Here is an 18,314-nt window from a genome sequence, read left to right on the forward strand (position 1 = left end):
CGAGAAGCTGGGTGATCGGTGGTGGCGGCTGAACAACCTGTACTACATCACCGACAAGTTCGGTCGACGGGTGCAGTTCAAGCTGAATGAGGTGCAGGCCGATCTCGACGACAACTTGCACACGTTGAACCTGGCGCTGAAGTCGCGCCAGCACGGCATCACGACTTGGGCCTGCATCCGCGCCCTGGACATGGCGCTGTTCAAGAAGAACACCAAGGCCGGCGTGGTTGCCCACACCGCCGGCGACGCCGCGAAGTTCTTCCGCAGCAAGGTGCTGTACGCCTACGACAACTTGCCGGACTGGCTGAAGAAGATCCGGCCGGCAGTCCGGCGCGACATGCGTGACGGCGTCCTGGAGCTGGCCAATGGCTCCAGCATTGAGGTCTCGGTGTCCCACCGCGGCGGCACGCTGACGTTCCTGCATATCTCCGAGTACGGCCCGATGTGCGCCATGTACCCGGAGCGGGCAGGGGAGGTGGCCTCCGGCGCGCTGAATGCGATCGCCTCCGGCAACATCGTGGTGATCGAGTCGACCGCCTATGGCGCCGCCGGCGACTTCTACGAGCGCTGCCAGACGGCGATCGAGCTGGACCGGCAGATCCGCGCCGGCACCGCCAAGCTGACGGCGATGGATTACCGCTTCCACTTCTATCCGTGGTTCCGGGATCCGATCAACGAGCTCGACCCGGACGGCGTCACCCTGACCGCCGAGGACGAGGCCTACTTCGCCAAGATCGAGGCGGAGATGAAATACACGCTGCGGCCCGAGCAGAAGGCCTGGTACGTCAAGAAGGCGGCCGAGCAGCGCGACAAGATGAAGCGCGAGCACCCCAGCACGCCGGAAGAAGCCTTCCAGGCGAGCACCGAAGGTGCGTACTACGGCAAGGAAATGGCCGCCGTCGACAGCAGCGGACGGATCACCGACCTTCCGATCAACCCGCAGGTGCCCATCCACACCTTCTGGGACATCGGCCGCAGCGACGCGACGAGCATCTGGTTCATGCAGGAGAACGGCCCCTGGCTGGACTTCGTCGACTTCTACGAGAACTCCGGCTTCGGCGTGGCGCACTACGCCAAGGTGCTGAAGGAGCGCGGCTACCTGTACGGCAAGCACTACTGGCCGCACGACGGTGCCAATGAGGACTGGTCCGCCAACGAGAACAGGGTGCAGGTGGCCGGCAAGCTGGGGATCAAGCCGATTGTTGTGGTGCCCCGGATCAACGACATCACCGAGGGCATCGACATGGTGCGCAACATGCTGCCGCGCTGCCGGTTCGACAGGGTCCGGTGCGGCCCACCCAAGGCAGGCGAGGGCCGCGGAGGGCTGGAAGCCCTGCGCCGCTACACCAAGGTCTGGAACGAAAAGACCGAAACCTACTCCGACCTCCCATTCCACAACTGGGCCAGTAACCCTGCCGACGCGTTCCGGCAGGCAGCCCAAGGCTACGTCAGCAGCAGCGGCCGCCGTGTTGGTGAGTCGCGCGGCATGGCCAACGACAACTGGAGAACCGCATGAACGTTTCCCCGCGCGAGCGGAACAAACCCACCTCGGTCGAGCTGGTCGACCTGCTGTCGCTGCTGGTGGCTGCAGCAGATGAAGGGCAACTGGTAAGCGTCGCATTCATGTTGCGATCGCCGGAGGGCGACACGATGGTCGACTACCGCGGCAGCCACGAGCTGAGCGAGCTCACTGCTCGCACTGTCTTGCAGCGCATTGCCCAGGACGTTGCCGGCACCCATCCGGCGATCGCCGCCCAGATCGCCTCCGACCTCGCCAGGAAGGCGAACTGACGTGGAAGAGCGTGACGTCGAGCAGTTGGCCATCCATCTGCAGCAGGCCCGCGCCTACGCGCGGTACCTGCCAGGAGGCGAGAACCACGGCAGCCTGGTCGAGGACCACGTCCTGTCACCGGACCAGGCCGCCGCGGCGGTAGTGGAAGAGCTGGACGCAGCCCTGGAGCTGCTGGGAGCAGAAGCATGAGCGCCGAGGTCGAGCTCGCCCCTGATGGCTTCGTATGGTGTGGCAAGAAGGGGGACCTCACCCTCTACCTGACCCACATCGTGCGCGATGGCGACGACGACGCGGCCCTGTATATCCGGAACGAAAACCGCCGCGTCGAGGGTATGAACCCCGTGACCGGGATGATCGCCTATGGCAGCCCGGCCTACCTGGTGCCGTTCCGCGACTTCTGGATCTTCCGCCCGGAGGACAGGGATCGGGGCCGGCACCACCACATCGGCGACATGGTCGCTCGCCTGCAGAACGCCTCGGTTGCCCTCTACGGCCTGGACGTCCCCGCCTACCGGCACCGCATCCACGACGCCATCCTTGAATTCTGCGATGACGTGAAGAACTTGCGGCCGCCGGCGGAGCAGACCCGGGAGCAGTGGCTCGCCGAGATGGCCCGGATGGGGATCCAGATCAAGATCAACGGGCAGAAGGTGAACTGATGCAGACGATCGAGAACTTGCGGAGCGAGCCGGCCTACGACCCCGGCGCCGCCGACGTGGCCACCGCAGCGCCTCCAGATGTTGAGGGCCACCCGCTGGACAGCCTGGAGAACCGGCGCCTCCACGCGAAGCTGCTGGACTACTGGTACACCGCCCTCGATGCGTTCTACGACAACCGCATCGAGCAGATGCTGGACTACGACTTCTACGACCACATCCAGTGGTCGGACGAAGACCGCGCTGTCCTGGCTGCCCGGCACCAGGCGCCGCTGACCTACAACAAGATCAAGATGGCCATCGACTGGGTCATCGGCACGGAGCGACGCACCCGCATCGATGGCGTGGTGCACCCCCGCGCGGAGGACGATGTCGACATTGCTGCGGTGAAGTCGGAGCTGATGAAGTACCTCAGCGACACCAACCGGGTGCCGTGGGCGCGCAGCCAGGCCTTCAAGGACGCAGCGATCGCCGGATGCGGCTGGACCGAGGAATCGATCCGGACCGATCGAGCGGACGAGCCGGTGATGGTGGGCCACATTCCGTGGCGGCAGATGCGGCGGGATCCGGTCAGCCGCGCATTGGACCTGAGCGACTGCCGCTTTCTGCTGCGGGAGAAGTTCGCCGACCTGGACTATTCCGAAGCGATGTTCCCCGATCGCATCGAGCTGGTGAACCGGGCGGCTCAGGACCACTACGACGGCGACAACGGTGCCTTCGACGAAGAGCTGGACCTGCCCCAGGTCTTCCGCCGCTACGACAGCCGCGGCCATACCGTGACCGGCCGTCGCATCACCGGCCGGGCCTCCCTGGATAGCCGGTGTCGGCTTCGGGTCCGTCTGATCGAGTGCTGGTTCAAACGCCCAGTCGCGCACAAGCGGCTGTGGGGTGGCGAATTCCGGGGCGATCGCTTCGACCCGAACAACCCCGACCACCAGGCGGCGCTGGCAGCAATGAAGGGCCAGGCCTCGCCGGTCTACTCGCTCTCCGACGCCGTGGTCGAGGAAATGTGGTGCGCGATCTTCACCGAGGGCGGCCTGCTGCAGCTCAAACGCAGCCCATTCCGGCATGGTCGGTTCCCCTACACCCCGTACTGGTGCTACCGCCGCAACCGCGACGGGATGGAATACGGCCTGGTCCGCGGCGTGCGCGACTCGCAGGAAGATCTGAACAAGCGCATGAGCAAGCTGCTCTGGGCGCTGAGCACCAATCAGCTGTTCTACGAGGAAGGCGCCATCGATGAGGATCGCGTTGACGAAGCGAAGCGCGAGATCGCCAAGCCCAATGGCGCGATCCCGCTGAAGAATGGTGGCCTGAACAAGATCAAAGTCGAGCGCAACCTCGATGTGGCCGAGGCTCAGATCAAGCTGCTGGAGCTGGACGCGGCGCACATCCATGACGGCTCCGGTGTGAACCGCGAGCTCCTGGGCCGCGAGACCAACGCGGCCAGCGGCCGGGCGATCCTGGCCAAGCAGCAGGAAGGCGCCGTGAGCACCGCGGAGCTGTTCGACAACTACCGCCTGGGCATCCAGCTCAGCGGTGAAAAACAGTTATCGCTCACTGAGCAGTTCATGACCGAGGAACGGCAGTTCCGCATCGTAGGCGAGCGCAAGGGGCTGGACTGGCGCGTGATCAACCAGCTCCGTCTGGACACGCTCAACAACGTCTGGGTGGTCGACAACGACATCAGCCGCAACCAGGCCGATTTCATCGTCGACCAGCAGGACTTCCGCGAGTCGATGCGCCAGGCCTTCGCCGAGCAGTTCTTCGACATGCTGGGCAAGCTGCCTCCGGAGATGTCTATCCAGTTGCTCGACCTGGCCTTTGACATGATCGACATGCCGGGCAAGGACGAGGTGGTGCAGCGCATCCGCAAGATCACCGGCCAGTCGGACAATGACCAGGACGTCGACAGCCCCGAGGCGCAGGCGCGTCAGCAGCAGGAAGCCCAGGACCGCGAGGTCGCCCTGCGCGAGCGCATGGCCAAGGTCGGACTGGACGAGGCCAAGCGCGAAGAGATCATGGCCAAGGCCAAGGCTTTGCAGATCAAGACCAAGGGCGACGCCCTCAACGTCGCCGAGCTGATCGAGATCCTGCTCCCCCTCGCTCCGGCGGCTGACCGCCTCCTGAGCACCCAACAGACCCCCGAGGAAACCGCTCATGCAGCAGCCTGACAACGCGGGCCAGCAGTCGCTGGCCGCGAACGAACTGGAAATGACCGAGGGCGAGCGTGCGGCGCTGGCCAGCGCTGACGGTGCGACCGCTGGCGACGCCGCCGCAGCACCCGGCACCCCCGACGCGGCGGCAGCCGCCACCGCGACCGCCACGCCGGCCGGCGATGGATCAGCTGCACCAGCAGCAGCCGCTCCAGCCGACGGTTCGGCGCAGCCCGATGCAGCGGCAGCTGCTGCCGCTGCAGCTGCTGCGGAAGGGGCGACCCCTGCTGCGCCGGCAGCGTCTGAGCCGCCGCCGGCCACCCCCTTCGTGCCGACCTACGCAGCGGACGAACGCGACTATGGCAAGGAAATCAGCGAGATCAATGGCAAGCTCCAGGCGTTGAAGGAGAAGTACAAGGCCGGCGACGTCGAGGATGAGGTGTATGAGCAGCAGTACGAGGATCTGCGCGACGAGCGCAGCCGCGTCGAGCGTGCCCAGGACATCGCCACCCTGCAGCAGCAGCTCAGCCAGCAGAACGCAGACCAGTCCTGGGCCTATCTGCAGCGCCAGTTCCTCTCCCGGCCGGAAAATGCCGCGATCGCCGCAAGCCCGATCCGCTTCGCTGCGTGGGAGCAGGCGATGCAGTCGGTGGTGAATGACGCCGCGGCTTCCGGCCGGCAGCTGACCGACTGGGACATCCTGGCCGGCGCGCGCGACCTGCTGGTGACCGAGGGCCTGCTGCAGGCATCCGCCGCCGCGACCGCGCCGCCCGTAGCGCAGGCGCCGGCGAAGCCGGATCGCAGCGCGCCGCTGGGAGACGTGCCAGCCACGCTGAGCACAGTGCCGGCGGCGGCGGATCCCACCTCCCGCTCGACCGCCGATGCGGCCGCTGGAATGGACAACATCGAGGACATCGAGTCATTCCTGGCAGGCAAGTCGGAGAGTGAACGCGATCGCATCCTGCGCGACGTGCCGGGCTCCTTCGTGGCGGACAACTGAGCCTCATGCCCAAGCTGCACACCACCCTGGAGCCCGGCGACGTGGTCCTGATCCCGTCGGGCTCAGGCGCATCGATCACCTTCACCGAGAAGAGCGGAAAGCGCTCGCGGGTGATCATCGAATCCAACACCCCGGTGACCATCACGCGAGCCGGTGAGCAGCAACCTACTGGCGGCGCGCTGCAGCGCGTGGCGCGCCGGCCAACGCCCACAACGGGCTGAACATCCTCAAACACCTGCGCAGCAGTGCGGGTCAACGACAGAGGCGCAGAAGTGCCGTGATCTCCCTGGAGAAGCAACATGGCACAGACGATCGTGGGTCTGAACGACCCCAAGGCCCGGAAGCTGTGGTCTGCGGACCTCATGGTTTCGGTATCCAAACAGTCCTACTGGACGCGCAAGATGATGGGCAAGGGGTCGGAGACCTCGATGCCGGTCATGCTGCAGACCGACCTGGAACAGGAAGCCGGCGACACCATCAGCTACGACCTGTCCGTGCAGCTGTCCGGTGGCGTCATCGAAGGCGACCAGAAAGCCGAGGGCAAGGGCGAGAAGCTCGACTTCTTCACCGACAAGGTCTTCATCGACCAGGCGCGTAAGCCGGTCAGCTGCGGTGGCCGTATGAGCCGCAAGCGCACCGTCCACGACCTGCGCAAGGTCGGCCGCAATCGCCTGACGGAGTTCTGGGCGCGCTTCTACGACGAGCTCTTCTTCATGTACGGCTCGGGCGCCCGCGGCATCAACGAGGACTACAACGTCCCGCTGAACTACGCCGGCCGCGCAGGCAACCCGTTCGAGACGCCGGACAGCTCGCACATCCTGTTCGGCGACGGCGCCAGCAAGGCATCGCTGACCTCGGCCGGCAAGATGAGCCGAGTCCTGATCGAGCGCGCCAACACCAAGGCCGCTTCGCAGGGCGGCGGTTCGACCCAGGTGGCGGAGATCCAGCCGATCACCATTGCCGGTGGCGAGCACTTCGTCACCGTCATGCACCCGTTCCAGGCGCATGACCTGAAGACCTCCACGGATCCGGGCAACTGGTTGGACATCCAGAAGGCGGCTGCAGCTGCTGAAGGTGCCAGCAACCCGATCTTCAAGGACAACCTGGGCATGATCGGCAACACGATCCTGCACAAGCACAAGTCCGTGGTGCGCTTCGGGGACTACGGCGCCGGCGGCAACGTTGCAGCGGCTCGCGCGCTGTACCTGGGCCGCCAGGCCCTTGTGTTGGCCTTCGGTTCGCCCGGCAACGGTCTGCGCTTCGACTGGTCCGAGGTTCCGCTCGACCACGGCAACGACATCGAGATCTGCGCCGGCGCCATCTTCGGCATCAAGAAGACGCGCTTCAACGGCAAGGACTTCGGCACGATCGCCCTGGATACCGCCGCGGCTGATCCGAACCCGCAGTAAGCCTCACACCAAGAGCCCCGGCATGCCGGGGCTCTTGCGTCCAGAACCTACATTCTTCGCAGGAGAAATCCATGTCCACGAAACTCGCAATTGGCCGCAACAGCGGCGCATCGTCGCCGGCCGCCGGCCTGCTGGTGGTCAACGACTACAGCTGGCCGGTTGAGGCCGGTGCGGATGGCGATCTGGTGTTGATCGGTGAGCTGCCGGCCAACCACAAGCTGCACAGCCAGGGCTCGGGCCTGTTCGCCAAGCTGGACGCCGGCGGCAAGCTGGCCGCGCAGAACGTCACCGTCTTCATCCCCGACGCGCTCGACGGCGCCTCTGCGGCCGGCAATACCGTCATTGCGCCGACCGCAGTGGTCGCCGATACCGCGGCCTTCATCCCGATGTCCCTGCACCTGATCGCAGAGGCCGTGGGCTCCAAGCCGGTGAACCGCCCGGTGTACGTGAAGCTCAATACCGCCCCCGGTGCCCAGCAGGGCGAGCTGATCCTGCGCCTGGCTGCATTCCCGGCCTGAGCCCCCAACCGTAGCGGGGCTGCGGCTGCAGCCCCGCCTACCAGGAGCATCCCATGCTGATTGCATGCAAGTTCAAGCGCCCGAATGCGCCCGTTGAGCTGGACGGCAACGTGTACTTCTTCGTGCCGATCGATCCCGCCAATGCCGATTCGGAGCACGTCGCCGACGTCGACAACTCCGACCACATCCAGCGGCTGCTGGGCATCCCGGAGGCCTACTACATCGCCCGGGCCCAGAGCCTGCAGACCACCAGCAAGCCGGTACCGCCTGTCGACCTGGCCGCAGGCCAACTGCCGCCAACGGCGCCGGTTGTGAGCAACACCGGTGACGATGCTGGCGGCGATGGCGCAGGGGGCAGCACCACCACGAGCACCGACACCGGCAGCAGCGAGCCGCCGGTGGGCGCGAACGTCGCAGCTACGCTGCCGCCGGAGATCGTCGAAGCGGCTGCGCAACTGAACGGACTGAGCTGGCAGAAGCTGAAGGCCGAGCTGGCCAAGGGCGGCATCGCCAAGGTCGTGATCAAGGCCGCTCTCGACCTGGAGCTGTCCAAGCCGGAGCCTGACCAGCGCGGCACCACCCTGAAGGTGCTGAGCCAGGCGCTCGAGGAGGCCTGACGTGGAGGCGCGCACCCTCAGCCAGTTGATCGAGGAATGCCGGGAAGAGCTCGACGACGACGTGGCTCCCTACCTGTGGAGTGACGCCGCGCTGACCCGCCACCTCAACGAAGCTGTGGAAGAGGCGTGCATTCGGGCGCGGCTGCTCGTGGAGAGCGGCCGCCCTGATATTTGCCACATCACCCTGGAGCCGGGCCGGGCCGACTACCCGCTTCATCCAACCGTGTACGTGATCCGGCGCGCGGTGCTGGCCAGCAACCTGTCCGACCCGCTCTGCAGGACCACCACCGCCGCTCTGGACGGTTGGCACTGCCACTGGCGTACCGAGGCAGGGCGTCCGGAGTACCTGGTGCGCGATCGGCATGCCCGCGAGGTGTCCGTCAGCCCGGTGCCGGCGGAGGCCGACGTGCTGCAGCTCACCCTCTGGCGCGTGCCGGAGGCTGCCGAGGCGATGGAAGCCAGTGAGGACGAGCCGGTGATCGATGCCATCCACCACCGGAAGCTCGTGCACTGGGCCTGCTGGCGGGCCCTGAACAAGCGCGATTCGGAGCAGCGCAGTACCTCGGACGCCGACCGCCACCTTGCACTGTTCGAGGATTACTTCGGCGAGCGGCCCACAGCGCGCGCGCTGCAGCAGCTGTCGACCGATCCTGCCACCGGCACCCAACCCATGTGGTTCTGACATGTCCGTTCGCGATGAAGATCTCCGCGCAGCGGGCCCGTGGCCCCTGGGCATCAACAACGTGGCCGGAGAAGGGGCGCTGCCGACCGATGAGAACGGGATCCCGCGCGCGCTGCGTGAGGCGGACAACGTCGACCTGGACGCTGCTGGTCGGCCCCAACGCCGGCGCGGGCATCAGCGTTTCCGGCCTGGCGCGCTGACCCATTCGCTGTGGAGCCATGAGCACCTGCAGTATGGGCTCTTCGTCGATGGCGGTCAGTTGCATGCCCTGCATGAAGATGAGCGCGTGGAAGCGCTGGGCATCGACGTTGGTCTGGATCCGCTGAGCTATGCGCTGATCGGCGATCGCGTCTTCTTCAGCAACAGCACCGCCAGCGGCGTCCTCGACATTGATCTGCAGGCGCAGGCCTGGTCTCCGGAACACCCCGCGGGTCAGCCGCTGCTGACTCGGTCATCTGACAGCGCCCTAGCGGCAGGCCGGTACCAGGTAGCAGTTACCTTCATTGATCGGCTGGGCCGGGAGTCGGGCAGCACCCTGGCCGCTGCGATCGACGTTGCCGAGGGCGACGGGTTCGAGATCAGTGACATCCCGCTGCCGGTGGCGCCGGACACGGTCTCGGTCGCGGTTTACGTCTCCGGGCCGAATGACCAGGTGATGCGGCAGTACGTCATCCTGCCCGCCGGCACCCGCTCGGCACCGGTGCTGGCGCCGGGCGAGGGGAGGGCGCTCACCACGCAGTTCCTGCGGCCGCTGCCACCGGGCCACATCGTGCGCGGTGCGCACGGCCGGCAGTTCGTAGCCAGTGGCCAAGAGGTGTTGTGGTCGGAGGCTCTGCGCTACGGCATATTCCGGCCAGCGACCAACCGCATGCGCTTCAACGCGCCGATCGATCTGATGGAACCCATTGGCGACGGGGCCGCGGATGGTGCAGGCCTCTACGTCGCCGCCGGCGCGCGCACCTACTGGTACGCCGGCGCGGACCCCAAGGATTTCACCCAGGCAGTCGCACGCGGTAGCGGCGCGGTGCCAGGATCGGCCATGGTCGTCAACGGTGACGTGATTGGACTGCAGTCCGCGGCACCGGTGCTGATCTGGCTCGCCCGCGACGGCTATTTCTGCATCGGGCTGCCGGGCGGCCAGGTGCAGGTGCTGAAGAAGGGCGAGGCGGTCGTCGATGACGCCGATCATGCCGCGCTGCTGCTGCGCCAGCAGGACGGACTGAGCCAGCTCGTCGCGGCGCTGCGGGCACCCAAGGGCCAGGCGCTGGCCGTCACCGACCGGGCAGTCGCCCACGTCATCCACCGAGACCCCTGAGCCATGGCTGTGTTGGCCAAGCCAGACGACGTGAAGCGTCGCCTGGAGATCTGCCGTGCCTGTCCGAACGCCGAGCGGCTCGGACGTCGCCTTTTTCTGCGCTGCAGCCTCTGCAGCTGTCCCCTGGCAAGCAAGACCCGATTCCAAGGGGCTTCCTGCCCCGCGGGCAAATGGTAACCACCGAAGGAGCAAACCGATGAAGATCATGAAGGCCCTGCAGAATCTGGGCACGGTGGGGCGCGACGCCATTCGCGCAATCCGCCAGCACAAGTATGAGCTGTCCGAGTCGGGCATCTACCTGCCAGGTGCGCGCGCGTCCATCGGCGGGACCTTCCGGCACGCCCACGCAGCAGCGGGAGGCGAGTTCGGGCCGTGGCAGGTCGACCCGAATCGACTGGTCAAGGAAGGTCTGAACTACTTCCTCAATGCCGCGCTCGGCGGGGCCAGCCAGCAGACAGCCTTCTACCTGGCGCCATTCGAGGGCAACGTGACGCCGGCGGCGGACTGGAAGGGCGCCACCTTCAAGGACGTGGCCACCGAGTTCACGGCGTATACCAATGCCAGCCGCCTGCCCTGGACCACGACACCTTCGACGGCTGAGGCGATTGGCAATAGCGCCGCCCTTGCCGCCGCGACGCTGGTCTACTCGGCAGGCGGGCCCTACAACCTCTACGGCATCGGCCTGCTGACGGGCTCGGCCAAGGGCGCTACGGCGAACATCCTGATCGCCGCCACCCGCTTCGCAACGCCGCGCACCAACCAGCTTGCCGGCGACAAGCTGGCGCTGGAATACGTGCTGTCGGCCAAGGACGAGGGCGACGTCACGTGATGAGCGGACCGCGGTATAGCGGGTGGACGCCGATCGTGGTCGTTGGCGATCGGGAGGTGGCGGCTCGGTACGTCCCGGAAGCAAGGAAGCTGCTGGGTTTCGTGCTCGAAGAGGCGAAACGGAATGGCCTCGGAATCGCGAACCTGCGTCGGGAGCTGCAAGACGGCACTGTCCTGCTGGCCGAGAAGATCGGTGAATTGCCGCGGGTGACGATCATCGCTCCAGGCCCGCCGCCGGAAGAAGAGCCGCCGGAGCCCCGGGGCGGCTTTATCCTCTGGCCGCGATGGGACGTGCCCACAGGCGATCCGGCGCAACGCGGCACGCAGGTGGATCCGACAGGCAACGATCCGACCGCGTGGCTGGAGTTCGCTGGCAGCCAGGTGGTGACTCGTTACTGGCGGCGATGGGACGTGGTCGACCAGATCCAGGGCGCTCGCTACGAAAGCTACAACCGGCCAGATCTGTATCCCGACGGGCTGTACTTCTTCGGGAACATCGATTGGAAGGACGGCGAGGACCTGGCCCTGTCGTTCTACGGTTTTTGCTCGAGGTACGTGCACGACGTAGCCTTGCTCGACATCGGCGCGCGCTGGGTGCTGCAGCAAGGCCAGGCGCTGTTCGATCGGATCTCTTACGGCGCGGAACTGCAACAGGATCCGCCCGAATACCTTTCGTGGCGCGTCAACTCGGCCTGCGTGCGCAAGACGTCGGCCGGCGTCCAAGAACTGCTGGTGGCATTCACGAACTACACCCAGGGCCAGCCCACCACCGCGCAGTCGGCCTTCGTTGCCTTCAGGTTGCATCGCAACGAGGGGACGCCTCAGAAGGGTGACTGGCTCATCGAGCCCGGCAGCCATCGTCTGCTGGGCATGACGCCCGGGCAAATCAACCCCGAGGGCAGCACATCAGGGAACACGTTCACCGACTCGGCCATGCCGTGGTTCTTCAACGGTGATGGCACGCGGGCAATCCGTACCGTCAGCAGCGAGCAGACCCTTGCTGCTGCGTTGATCAACACCATGACCCAGGAGGTGGAGATCTCCGACAGCGGCATCACGCATACCGCGGTCCAGGCTGATTATCTGCAGGGCAACTACGCAAGCAGCGGCGGCGACTTCGCATTGGTCGCACCCACGCGTGGCTTGGTTGCGTCCGACTTCGCCGGCATGGAGCGGAAAGACGCCTACCTGGCGCTGCGGCGGAGCGAGGGTCGGTTTGCTGTGGAGGCGAACAACTACCAGGGCATGGTGCGCGTGTCGGTGGTGCTGGAATTCGACGGCGGCGAGATCACCTTGATCGATCGGGACTTCGAGGTCGGCAATGACCGCCAGGACTATCACCTCTTGGCGTACATGGACGTGCGCCACAACCTATTCTCGGGATGGCGAATCCAGGGACTTAACGGCGCCCACACGATTCAGGCGTTCGCGTACATGGCGGGCCGGATGGTGTATGGCCAACTCGAGCCTGTTGCATGGGATCCGAGCTCCGGCACCGGAGCCCCCTTTCCGGCCCTGGACACCCGCGCCCCTGGCGCCGTCACAGATGGCCTCGTCTTCGGCAGCTACTGGGTCGGTGCCAGCGGATCCGGGTGGGGACCGCGCACGCCGAACCAGACCGGTGTGCTCTGGAACAAGCACCCCCGTGAGGGCCTGATCGCCTTCAGCGGTTCCTCGCTGCTGGTGCCGCTGATGATGGACCGCCAGGGCGTGAGGGACTTCCTCGGCTTCGACTGGGCAGGGGGCTGGAACTACAACAAGGGGCGCTACTGCGTCTCGATACCTGGCGCCTACAACGGCGCCCTGAACTACCTAACGGGTCATGACCTGGGGGCGTTGCTCGGCGTTACTGCCGGCGACAGGCGCTTCTACCCGCTGACCGTCCTACCCAAGCCCATCTAGGAGCTTTCATGGCCGTGAACACTTCCACGGGGTTCGAGGCATCGATCCTTGGTCCGTCGGCATTCGAGGGGATCTTCCGCGCCGGGTGCATCGAGATCCGCACCGGGCCCCAGCCGGAAACAGCAGACATGCCGGCCACCGGTGCGTTGCTGGCGAGAATCACCGTTGACGGCGGGATCTGGCAGCCCGGCGTATCGGCCAGTGGCCTGAGCTTCGTTCGCAACGGCCGCTACGTTTACAAGGATCCTGCCCAGCGCTGGGTGCTACGTGGGCTCGCCGCCGGCACCGCCGGCTGGTTCCGGCTGCTGGGCAATGCGCCCGATGCCGGCGCGATTTCCTTCGAATCCCCCCGTATCGATGGCGCGATTGGGCTGGACGACGACAGCCCGGGCGACTTCCAGATGCGCCTGCCCACCCTGGCCATGGCCACCGACACCAGCATCGAGATCGGTGAATGGTGGTTTGCGATCCCCCCGCTCTGACAAAGGAAAAAGCATCATGACGATCTCCATCCCCCTCGCGCAGGCCCTGCTTGCGCAGGTCAAGAATGCCCTCGACGGCGGCCACCTCTACGTGTTCGCTGGTCCCGTGCCCGCCACCGCCGACGATCCGCTCGACATGGTCGGAAGTCACACGCAGTTGGCGAAGCTCTCCGTTGCCGGCGGTGGCCTGACCTTCTCCGCGCCCGTTGGCAACGTATTGCCGAAGGCGCCGAGCGAAGAGTGGGAGGGCCTGATCGAGTTCGACGGGGCCAATGCCGGCGCGCCGAGCCTTTCCCCTTCGTTCTACCGCTTCTGCTCATCGGCAGACGATGGCCGCGGTTCCTCCACCGGCGTTCGTCTGCAGGGCACGGCGGGTGGCCCTGCCTCCAATGCTGCCGTGTTGTTCAGCAGTGACGTGATGACTGCCAACGGCAGCAACAGCACGGGCGTGAGCATCTTCAACGTGGTTGCCGACCAGGCGAGCTGACATGCTGTCGAAGCCGCCAGTCTCCAGGTACGTTCCGCCTCAGCCCGCGAAACCGGCAGTGCCTTACCGGGCGTCCTACACCGTGTGCGGTGCGTCGCCGGCGCAGGGCTACTGGCGGCAGGAGTGCAGCGAAGGCCGGATGCCGGCGCCGCGCAACGGCGCTGTGCAGTTGCCGAAGGGCGCCGTGATCCTCGGCTACGAAGAAGAGAACGGTGTCACCTACGTGCGATACCTGCTCTGCCGGAGCCTGTTCGTCCAGACCGCGCCGCCTGGACCGGTCACCTGCACCACCTACCCAGAGCAGAAGGCGGAGCCGGCGGTGCCGGCCGTACCGGCCCGCAGGGAGTACCTCTCGGTCTTCGAGTGGAATGCCGGCGCTGACAGTGCGGACGAGCTCGACGGTGATGTCGTGATGCGGCTGACGATGAGTCGCGCCGTGGGTGTGGTGGTCGGGCTCGCCATCCTGGACGAGGCGGAGCTGTCCGACCCTGCCAGGGTCCGACATGGGCTGTACTTCCACCAAAGCGAGGGAGGCCGGCCGCAGGCCTGTGTGCTGGAGCGGGGCCGCCGCGTGTCGCCGATCCGGTTCTACGACGCCCAGGACCTGTGGGAGCTCAGGCGCGTCGGTGGGACCGTGCACTACCTGCACAACGGGCAGCGCTTCTACACGTCGCAGCAAGCCAGCCACGGGCCCGTGGTCGTGGGCTGTGCAATCTACGCGACCGGAGATTTCATCGAATGACCATCGAGTTCCTGCCTCTGCAGCATGCGGAGTTCGAGGGGCGTGGCGAGGCCCGGCTGACACTGAGGACGGTGGGGCTTGGCCAAGCGCTCAATGCCGCCGGCAGCGCCGTGCTGCGCCTGGGCTCGTCTGGACGAGGCCAGATCTACTTCGGCGGCGGCGTCGACCCAGTCATTCCTGCCAACGGTGCTGTGGCGTTGAACCTGGGCACATCGGGGCAGGGCTATGACCGAGACATCGGCGGCGGTGCTGCGGCGGTCAGCGTGCGCGCTGCAGGCTTCCAGACGGCCCCCGGCCGTGGAGCGGGCGGCGCTCGCCTGGCGCTGTATGGCAGCGGTCGACAGGTCACCACGCCGCTTGCCTATGCAGGCCTGTCTGCCCGACCGCGGATGATCTCTGCGTTCGGCGGGCGCTGGTTTGCGTCGCCGCGTTCATCGCTGGCTATCGGTGAGACCCGAAGCAGCCTGCCAACGCATGTGCTGAACGAAGTTCTGTCGATCGACGAGACCCGGCGCAGCGCGCTGCTGGCCAGCTGCAGGACGGCGGACACGCTGAGCCTGGAGGACGCAGCGGCGGTGGTGTTCATGTTGCTGGTCGAAGAGGGGGTTGCCTTCAGCCCGGACATCCGCGCTGACTCGATCAGGCTGGAACGCGTCATCGACCGGCTGCTGATGCTGGGGATCGTCACATCCTACGCAGACGCGTTGAACGTCCTGGCCGGAGGCCTGTGGTTCGGCGCTCTGACCGAGGCGCTGCGCACAGAGACCGTCACCGATGGACTGCTGGGCTCTGACCTAGTGGCCAGCCTGCAGCGCGCGGCAGAGCGCGTGGTGGACGGCCTGCTGGCTGATGCCGCGGCATTTGAAGCTGGTACCGGCGTTGTGATGGTGGACGAGCAGCTGCTCGTCGGCGCCGCCGGCGGCGCGACGGCCGAGCTGGCCCAGCTGCTGAAGGACGGGCTGGGATTCGTGACTCGTCTGGCGCTGGACACCGGCGAATACGTCGCATGGGTCATGAACACCGAAAGCCGCGCGCTGAGCCGCTACACCCAGTACCCATTCAACAGCTTCGCCAACATCGGCGGTCGCTACTACGCGGCGGCTGCAGACGGCCTGCATCGGCTTGACGGCGATGACGACGACGGCACCCCGATTGCTGCGCGGCTGCGGCTGGGCCTTTCCGCGCTGGGCACGCGCCGCCTGAAGCGGCTGCCCGAGGCGTTCGTCGGCTACACCGCCACGGGCGCACTGCTGCTGCACGTGATCACGGTCAACGAGCAGAGCGGCCAGAAGGAAGCGGCCATCTACCGGATCCTGGAGCGACCGGCATCGAGCGAGCGAGAAACCCGCTGGAAGCTGGGGAAGGGGATCAAGGCCGTCGACTTCGACTTCGTGATCGAGAACGTGGACGGCGCCGACTTCGAGCTCGCAGCCATCGACTTCAGGCCGATCTATCTTGATCGCCGGACCAGGGGATGACCATGGCAGGACCTTGCTTCTGGCGCGAGCCATTCAACCTGGTGCAGGACTGCGGCGAAGACCCTCAGCCCAGTGACTGGATCCTCACCTTCAACAACGGGTTGGTCGAGGGCGAAGAGGCATCCGAGCTCCCCGGATTCGCCGTAGGTACCGACTTCCTGCTGAAGATCGAGGGCGACGTGGATGGGCGCACCCTCGAGATGCGCTATCGCATCGACAGCGACCGCTATGCGCCCTACTACATGGGTGAACAGACCAGCTACAACGGCCCCGATGGGGCTGCCGCCGTGGCGACACAAGGTGCAAATCGTTGGGACGTATCGGTCTACGTCCTGTGGAGCTGACCGGAGAAGCATGAATGGCAACTACCTGGTGTCCTGACCTGTCGGCTGATGCCGCGATCACGTTGGTTGGAAGCGCGCATGACAAGTTCATGGAGCTCGGCTCGACCACGTACAACATGGCCGTGTCCAACCTGCAGGGCCTCAACAGCGTTCGGCTGGATCCGATCGACTTCAACGTCGACTTCCGCTTTGCCGATCCGCAGGCCACGTTCCAGCGGCCGCGGCGCCCCGACCTGGATGAAGGGGCACTGGAATTCCGCGCCCCCGATGTGCCGCTGCCTAGCGCGCCCGGCTTCGTAGCCGCTCCGATCTCGATCAGCGAGGCGCCGGAGCTCGATGCTCAGCCGCCGACGCTCGCGTTCGGGGCGAAGCCGACCACGCCGAACGTGATCGAGCCGACGCTTCCTGTGGATCCGGCGCCGATTGTGCTGCCGGCGGAGCCGACCTACGTCTTGCCGCAGGTGCCGACGTTCGAGGCACTGAACCTGCCCGACGTGCCGAACATTGTCTTGCCGGAGTTTGAGGCGGAGAAGCCGACCTTCATCGAGCCGCCGTTCAACGATACCTGGCAGTTTGAGGCCGCGCCCTATGTCAGCACGCTGGTGGACACGCTCACCGCCACGCTGAAGCCGATGATCGTCGGTAGCCAGGCGCTGCCCAGGATCATCGAGGATGCGATCTTCCAGCGAGCCCGCAGCCGCATCGAGCTGGATACCCAGCGGAACGTGGACCAGGCGGTTTCGGAGTTCGCCGCCCGCGGCTTTGCCGAGCCCCAGGGCATGCTGGCCGGCAGGATCCTGGAGGTCCGGCAGACCGGACAGGGTGCCGTGGCCGAGGCCTCTCGTGACGCAGCGATCAAGCAGTTTGAGGAATCGCTGGCCAACCAGCGCATGGCCATTGCCCAGGGCGCGGCGCTGGAAGGCACGTTGGCGCAGCTGCACACCGATGAACAGAAGTTGATGCTGCAGGCGGCCACGTTCCAGCGCGAGACGGTCATTGCAGTGCTGAATGCCCGGATCTCGGTGTTCAATGCTCGCCTGCAGGCATATCAGACCGACGCCCAGGTGCTGCGCGATCGCATCCAGGCGGAGCTGGCCAAGGTCGAGGTATTCCGGGCCCAGATCGAGGGGGAACGGGCACGCGGTGAGATCAACGAGCAGCGGGTGCGCCTCTACGAGTCCCAGCTCCGCGGCGTGACCACCCTGGCGGACTTCTACCGCACCCGCGTCGAGGCGGTGAAGGTGCAGGCCGATATCAACCGCTTCGGAATCGACAAGTACCGCGCCCAGGTCGACGCCTACGAGGCGCGCTGGCGCGCCCACGTTGCCGAGTGGCAGGGCTACACGGCGAGCGTGGAGGGCGAGGGCAAACGGGCGGATCTGTACCGGACCCTGGTCGACGCCAACGCCAAGCGCGTCGACGCATGGGCGGCCAGCAACAACATGCAATTCGAGGCCGAGCGCCTGCGCATGGCTCAGCATGGGGTGGACCTGGACGTGTGGCGCGCCGGCATCATGCGTTGGGATGCAACCCTGAGCGGCGAGCGTGCGCGCCTGGCTGCCGTCGGCCAAGCATTCGACGCGAAGGCGCGGATCTACAGCGCCGACGCCGGCGTAGAGCAGACGGCATCGGCCGCGGCCGACCGCAGTTTCGAGCTCGGCCTGGCACGGGAGCGAGCCGACGTCGACGTCCAGCTGCAGCAGGCCCAAATGCGCATCCAGCAGATGCTCGGCTTGCTGTCCCAGTCGGCGGAGATCCAGCGTGCGAAAGCACAGATCTCCAGCCAGCTCGCCGCCAGCACGATGAGCGCCGTCAACTACGGGGCCAGTGTTTCCAGCGGCCGCAGCAAATCCAACTCCTGCTCGCAGAACTACAGCTTCCAGGGCGAGATCGCGGACGCGTGATC

General features: G+C 66.3%; 20 protein-coding genes. All 20 read left to right on the top strand.

Translation table 11 applies throughout. The annotated features are described in order from the left end of the window. Positions 1-70 precede the first annotated feature (70 nt). Entirely contained in the window at positions 71-1,516 is a 1,446-nt protein-coding gene (locus AC5P7X_RS04930; RefSeq protein WP_495214509.1) for a DNA packaging protein, read from the top strand. Then, positions 1,513-1,791, top strand: a complete 279-nt coding sequence (locus tag AC5P7X_RS04935; protein WP_481442436.1) for a hypothetical protein — start codon at positions 1,513-1,515, stop codon at positions 1,789-1,791. The genes AC5P7X_RS04930 and AC5P7X_RS04935 overlap by 4 nt, the downstream gene beginning before the upstream one ends. A 1-nt stretch (position 1,792) precedes the next feature. Next, entirely contained in the window at positions 1,793-1,981 is a 189-nt protein-coding gene (locus AC5P7X_RS04940; RefSeq protein ID WP_495214511.1) for a hypothetical protein, read from the top strand. After that, on the top strand, positions 1,978-2,451 hold the full coding sequence (locus tag AC5P7X_RS04945; RefSeq protein WP_495214512.1) for a hypothetical protein: 474 nt from the start codon (positions 1,978-1,980) through the stop codon (positions 2,449-2,451). Before AC5P7X_RS04940 ends, AC5P7X_RS04945 begins: the two co-directional genes overlap by 4 nt. After that, on the top strand, positions 2,451-4,622 hold the full coding sequence (locus tag AC5P7X_RS04950) for a portal protein (RefSeq protein WP_495214513.1): 2,172 nt from the start codon (positions 2,451-2,453) through the stop codon (positions 4,620-4,622). The genes AC5P7X_RS04945 and AC5P7X_RS04950 overlap by 1 nt, the downstream gene beginning before the upstream one ends. Beyond that, on the top strand, positions 4,609-5,604 hold the full coding sequence (locus tag AC5P7X_RS04955; protein ID WP_495214515.1) for a hypothetical protein: 996 nt from the start codon (positions 4,609-4,611) through the stop codon (positions 5,602-5,604). Before AC5P7X_RS04950 ends, AC5P7X_RS04955 begins: the two co-directional genes overlap by 14 nt. A gap of 5 nt (positions 5,605-5,609) precedes the next feature. Next, positions 5,610-5,825 (top strand): hypothetical protein, encoded by a 216-nt coding sequence (locus tag AC5P7X_RS04960; RefSeq protein ID WP_005409207.1) that lies wholly within the window; start codon positions 5,610-5,612, stop codon positions 5,823-5,825. A 78-nt stretch (positions 5,826-5,903) separates the two neighbouring features. Then, a complete protein-coding gene (locus AC5P7X_RS04965; RefSeq protein ID WP_005409208.1) occupies positions 5,904-7,013 on the top strand; it encodes a N4-gp56 family major capsid protein in 1,110 nt (369 codons plus the stop codon). Between the two features lie 71 nt (positions 7,014-7,084). Continuing rightward, complete coding sequence (locus AC5P7X_RS04970; RefSeq protein WP_495214516.1) at positions 7,085-7,531, top strand: hypothetical protein; 447 nt, start codon at positions 7,085-7,087, stop codon at positions 7,529-7,531. 53 nt (positions 7,532-7,584) lie between these two features. Then, a complete protein-coding gene (locus tag AC5P7X_RS04975; RefSeq protein ID WP_495214517.1) occupies positions 7,585-8,148 on the top strand; it encodes a hypothetical protein in 564 nt (187 codons plus the stop codon). Between the two features lies 1 nt (position 8,149). After that, the gene (locus AC5P7X_RS04980; protein WP_495214518.1) at positions 8,150-8,830 is read left to right on the top strand and encodes a phage adaptor protein; all 681 of its coding nucleotides are present in this window, start codon (positions 8,150-8,152) and stop codon (positions 8,828-8,830) included. A gap of 1 nt (position 8,831) precedes the next feature. Continuing rightward, a complete protein-coding gene (locus AC5P7X_RS04985; protein WP_495214519.1) occupies positions 8,832-10,145 on the top strand; it encodes a hypothetical protein in 1,314 nt (437 codons plus the stop codon). A 196-nt stretch (positions 10,146-10,341) separates the two neighbouring features. Further along, positions 10,342-10,974 carry a hypothetical protein gene (locus AC5P7X_RS04990; protein WP_495214520.1) on the top strand — a complete coding sequence of 211 codons (633 nt, stop codon included), beginning with the start codon at positions 10,342-10,344 and terminating at the stop codon, positions 10,972-10,974. 35 nt (positions 10,975-11,009) lie between these two features. Continuing rightward, the gene (locus tag AC5P7X_RS04995; protein WP_495214521.1) at positions 11,010-12,875 is read left to right on the top strand and encodes a hypothetical protein; all 1,866 of its coding nucleotides are present in this window, start codon (positions 11,010-11,012) and stop codon (positions 12,873-12,875) included. 8 nt (positions 12,876-12,883) lie between these two features. Continuing rightward, positions 12,884-13,357 (top strand): hypothetical protein, encoded by a 474-nt coding sequence (locus tag AC5P7X_RS05000; protein ID WP_336357348.1) that lies wholly within the window; start codon positions 12,884-12,886, stop codon positions 13,355-13,357. 16 nt (positions 13,358-13,373) lie between these two features. After that, positions 13,374-13,844 carry a hypothetical protein gene (locus AC5P7X_RS05005; protein WP_495214522.1) on the top strand — a complete coding sequence of 157 codons (471 nt, stop codon included), beginning with the start codon at positions 13,374-13,376 and terminating at the stop codon, positions 13,842-13,844. A gap of 1 nt (position 13,845) precedes the next feature. Beyond that, entirely contained in the window at positions 13,846-14,586 is a 741-nt protein-coding gene (locus AC5P7X_RS05010; protein WP_495214524.1) for a hypothetical protein, read from the top strand. Further along, positions 14,583-16,064, top strand: coding sequence for a hypothetical protein (locus tag AC5P7X_RS05015; protein WP_495214525.1), 1,482 nt, complete (start codon positions 14,583-14,585; stop codon positions 16,062-16,064). The genes AC5P7X_RS05010 and AC5P7X_RS05015 overlap by 4 nt, the downstream gene beginning before the upstream one ends. Before the next feature lie 2 nt (positions 16,065-16,066). After that, positions 16,067-16,408, top strand: a complete 342-nt coding sequence (locus AC5P7X_RS05020; protein WP_495214526.1) for a hypothetical protein — start codon at positions 16,067-16,069, stop codon at positions 16,406-16,408. A 14-nt stretch (positions 16,409-16,422) separates the two neighbouring features. After that, positions 16,423-18,312 (top strand): hypothetical protein, encoded by a 1,890-nt coding sequence (locus AC5P7X_RS05025; protein ID WP_495214527.1) that lies wholly within the window; start codon positions 16,423-16,425, stop codon positions 18,310-18,312. Positions 18,313-18,314 lie beyond the last annotated feature (2 nt).

The organism is Stenotrophomonas sp. YJH_SMC_53, assembly GCF_059369995.1.

Bases quoted from the DNA above. Each gene is read 5' to 3' on its own strand.
- AC5P7X_RS04985 (WP_495214519.1), top strand. From the start codon at position 8,832: ATGTCCGTTCGCGATGAAGATCTCCGCGCAGCGGGCCCGTGGCCCCTG.
- AC5P7X_RS05000 (WP_336357348.1), top strand. From the start codon at position 12,884: ATGGCCGTGAACACTTCCACGGGGTTCGAGGCATCGATCCTTGGTCCG.
- AC5P7X_RS04935 (WP_481442436.1), top strand. From the start codon at position 1,513: ATGAACGTTTCCCCGCGCGAGCGGAACAAACCCACCTCGGTCGAGCTG.
- AC5P7X_RS05025 (WP_495214527.1), top strand. From the start codon at position 16,423: ATGGCAACTACCTGGTGTCCTGACCTGTCGGCTGATGCCGCGATCACG.
- AC5P7X_RS04950 (WP_495214513.1), top strand. From the start codon at position 2,451: ATGCAGACGATCGAGAACTTGCGGAGCGAGCCGGCCTACGACCCCGGC.
- AC5P7X_RS04990 (WP_495214520.1), top strand. From the start codon at position 10,342: ATGAAGATCATGAAGGCCCTGCAGAATCTGGGCACGGTGGGGCGCGAC.
- AC5P7X_RS04945 (WP_495214512.1), top strand. From the start codon at position 1,978: ATGAGCGCCGAGGTCGAGCTCGCCCCTGATGGCTTCGTATGGTGTGGC.
- AC5P7X_RS04955 (WP_495214515.1), top strand. From the start codon at position 4,609: ATGCAGCAGCCTGACAACGCGGGCCAGCAGTCGCTGGCCGCGAACGAA.
- AC5P7X_RS04970 (WP_495214516.1), top strand. From the start codon at position 7,085: ATGTCCACGAAACTCGCAATTGGCCGCAACAGCGGCGCATCGTCGCCG.
- AC5P7X_RS05015 (WP_495214525.1), top strand. From the start codon at position 14,583: ATGACCATCGAGTTCCTGCCTCTGCAGCATGCGGAGTTCGAGGGGCGT.
- AC5P7X_RS04975 (WP_495214517.1), top strand. From the start codon at position 7,585: ATGCTGATTGCATGCAAGTTCAAGCGCCCGAATGCGCCCGTTGAGCTG.
- AC5P7X_RS04965 (WP_005409208.1), top strand. From the start codon at position 5,904: ATGGCACAGACGATCGTGGGTCTGAACGACCCCAAGGCCCGGAAGCTG.
- AC5P7X_RS05005 (WP_495214522.1), top strand. From the start codon at position 13,374: ATGACGATCTCCATCCCCCTCGCGCAGGCCCTGCTTGCGCAGGTCAAG.
- AC5P7X_RS05020 (WP_495214526.1), top strand. From the start codon at position 16,067: ATGGCAGGACCTTGCTTCTGGCGCGAGCCATTCAACCTGGTGCAGGAC.
- AC5P7X_RS05010 (WP_495214524.1), top strand. From the start codon at position 13,846: ATGCTGTCGAAGCCGCCAGTCTCCAGGTACGTTCCGCCTCAGCCCGCG.
- AC5P7X_RS04960 (WP_005409207.1), top strand. From the start codon at position 5,610: ATGCCCAAGCTGCACACCACCCTGGAGCCCGGCGACGTGGTCCTGATC.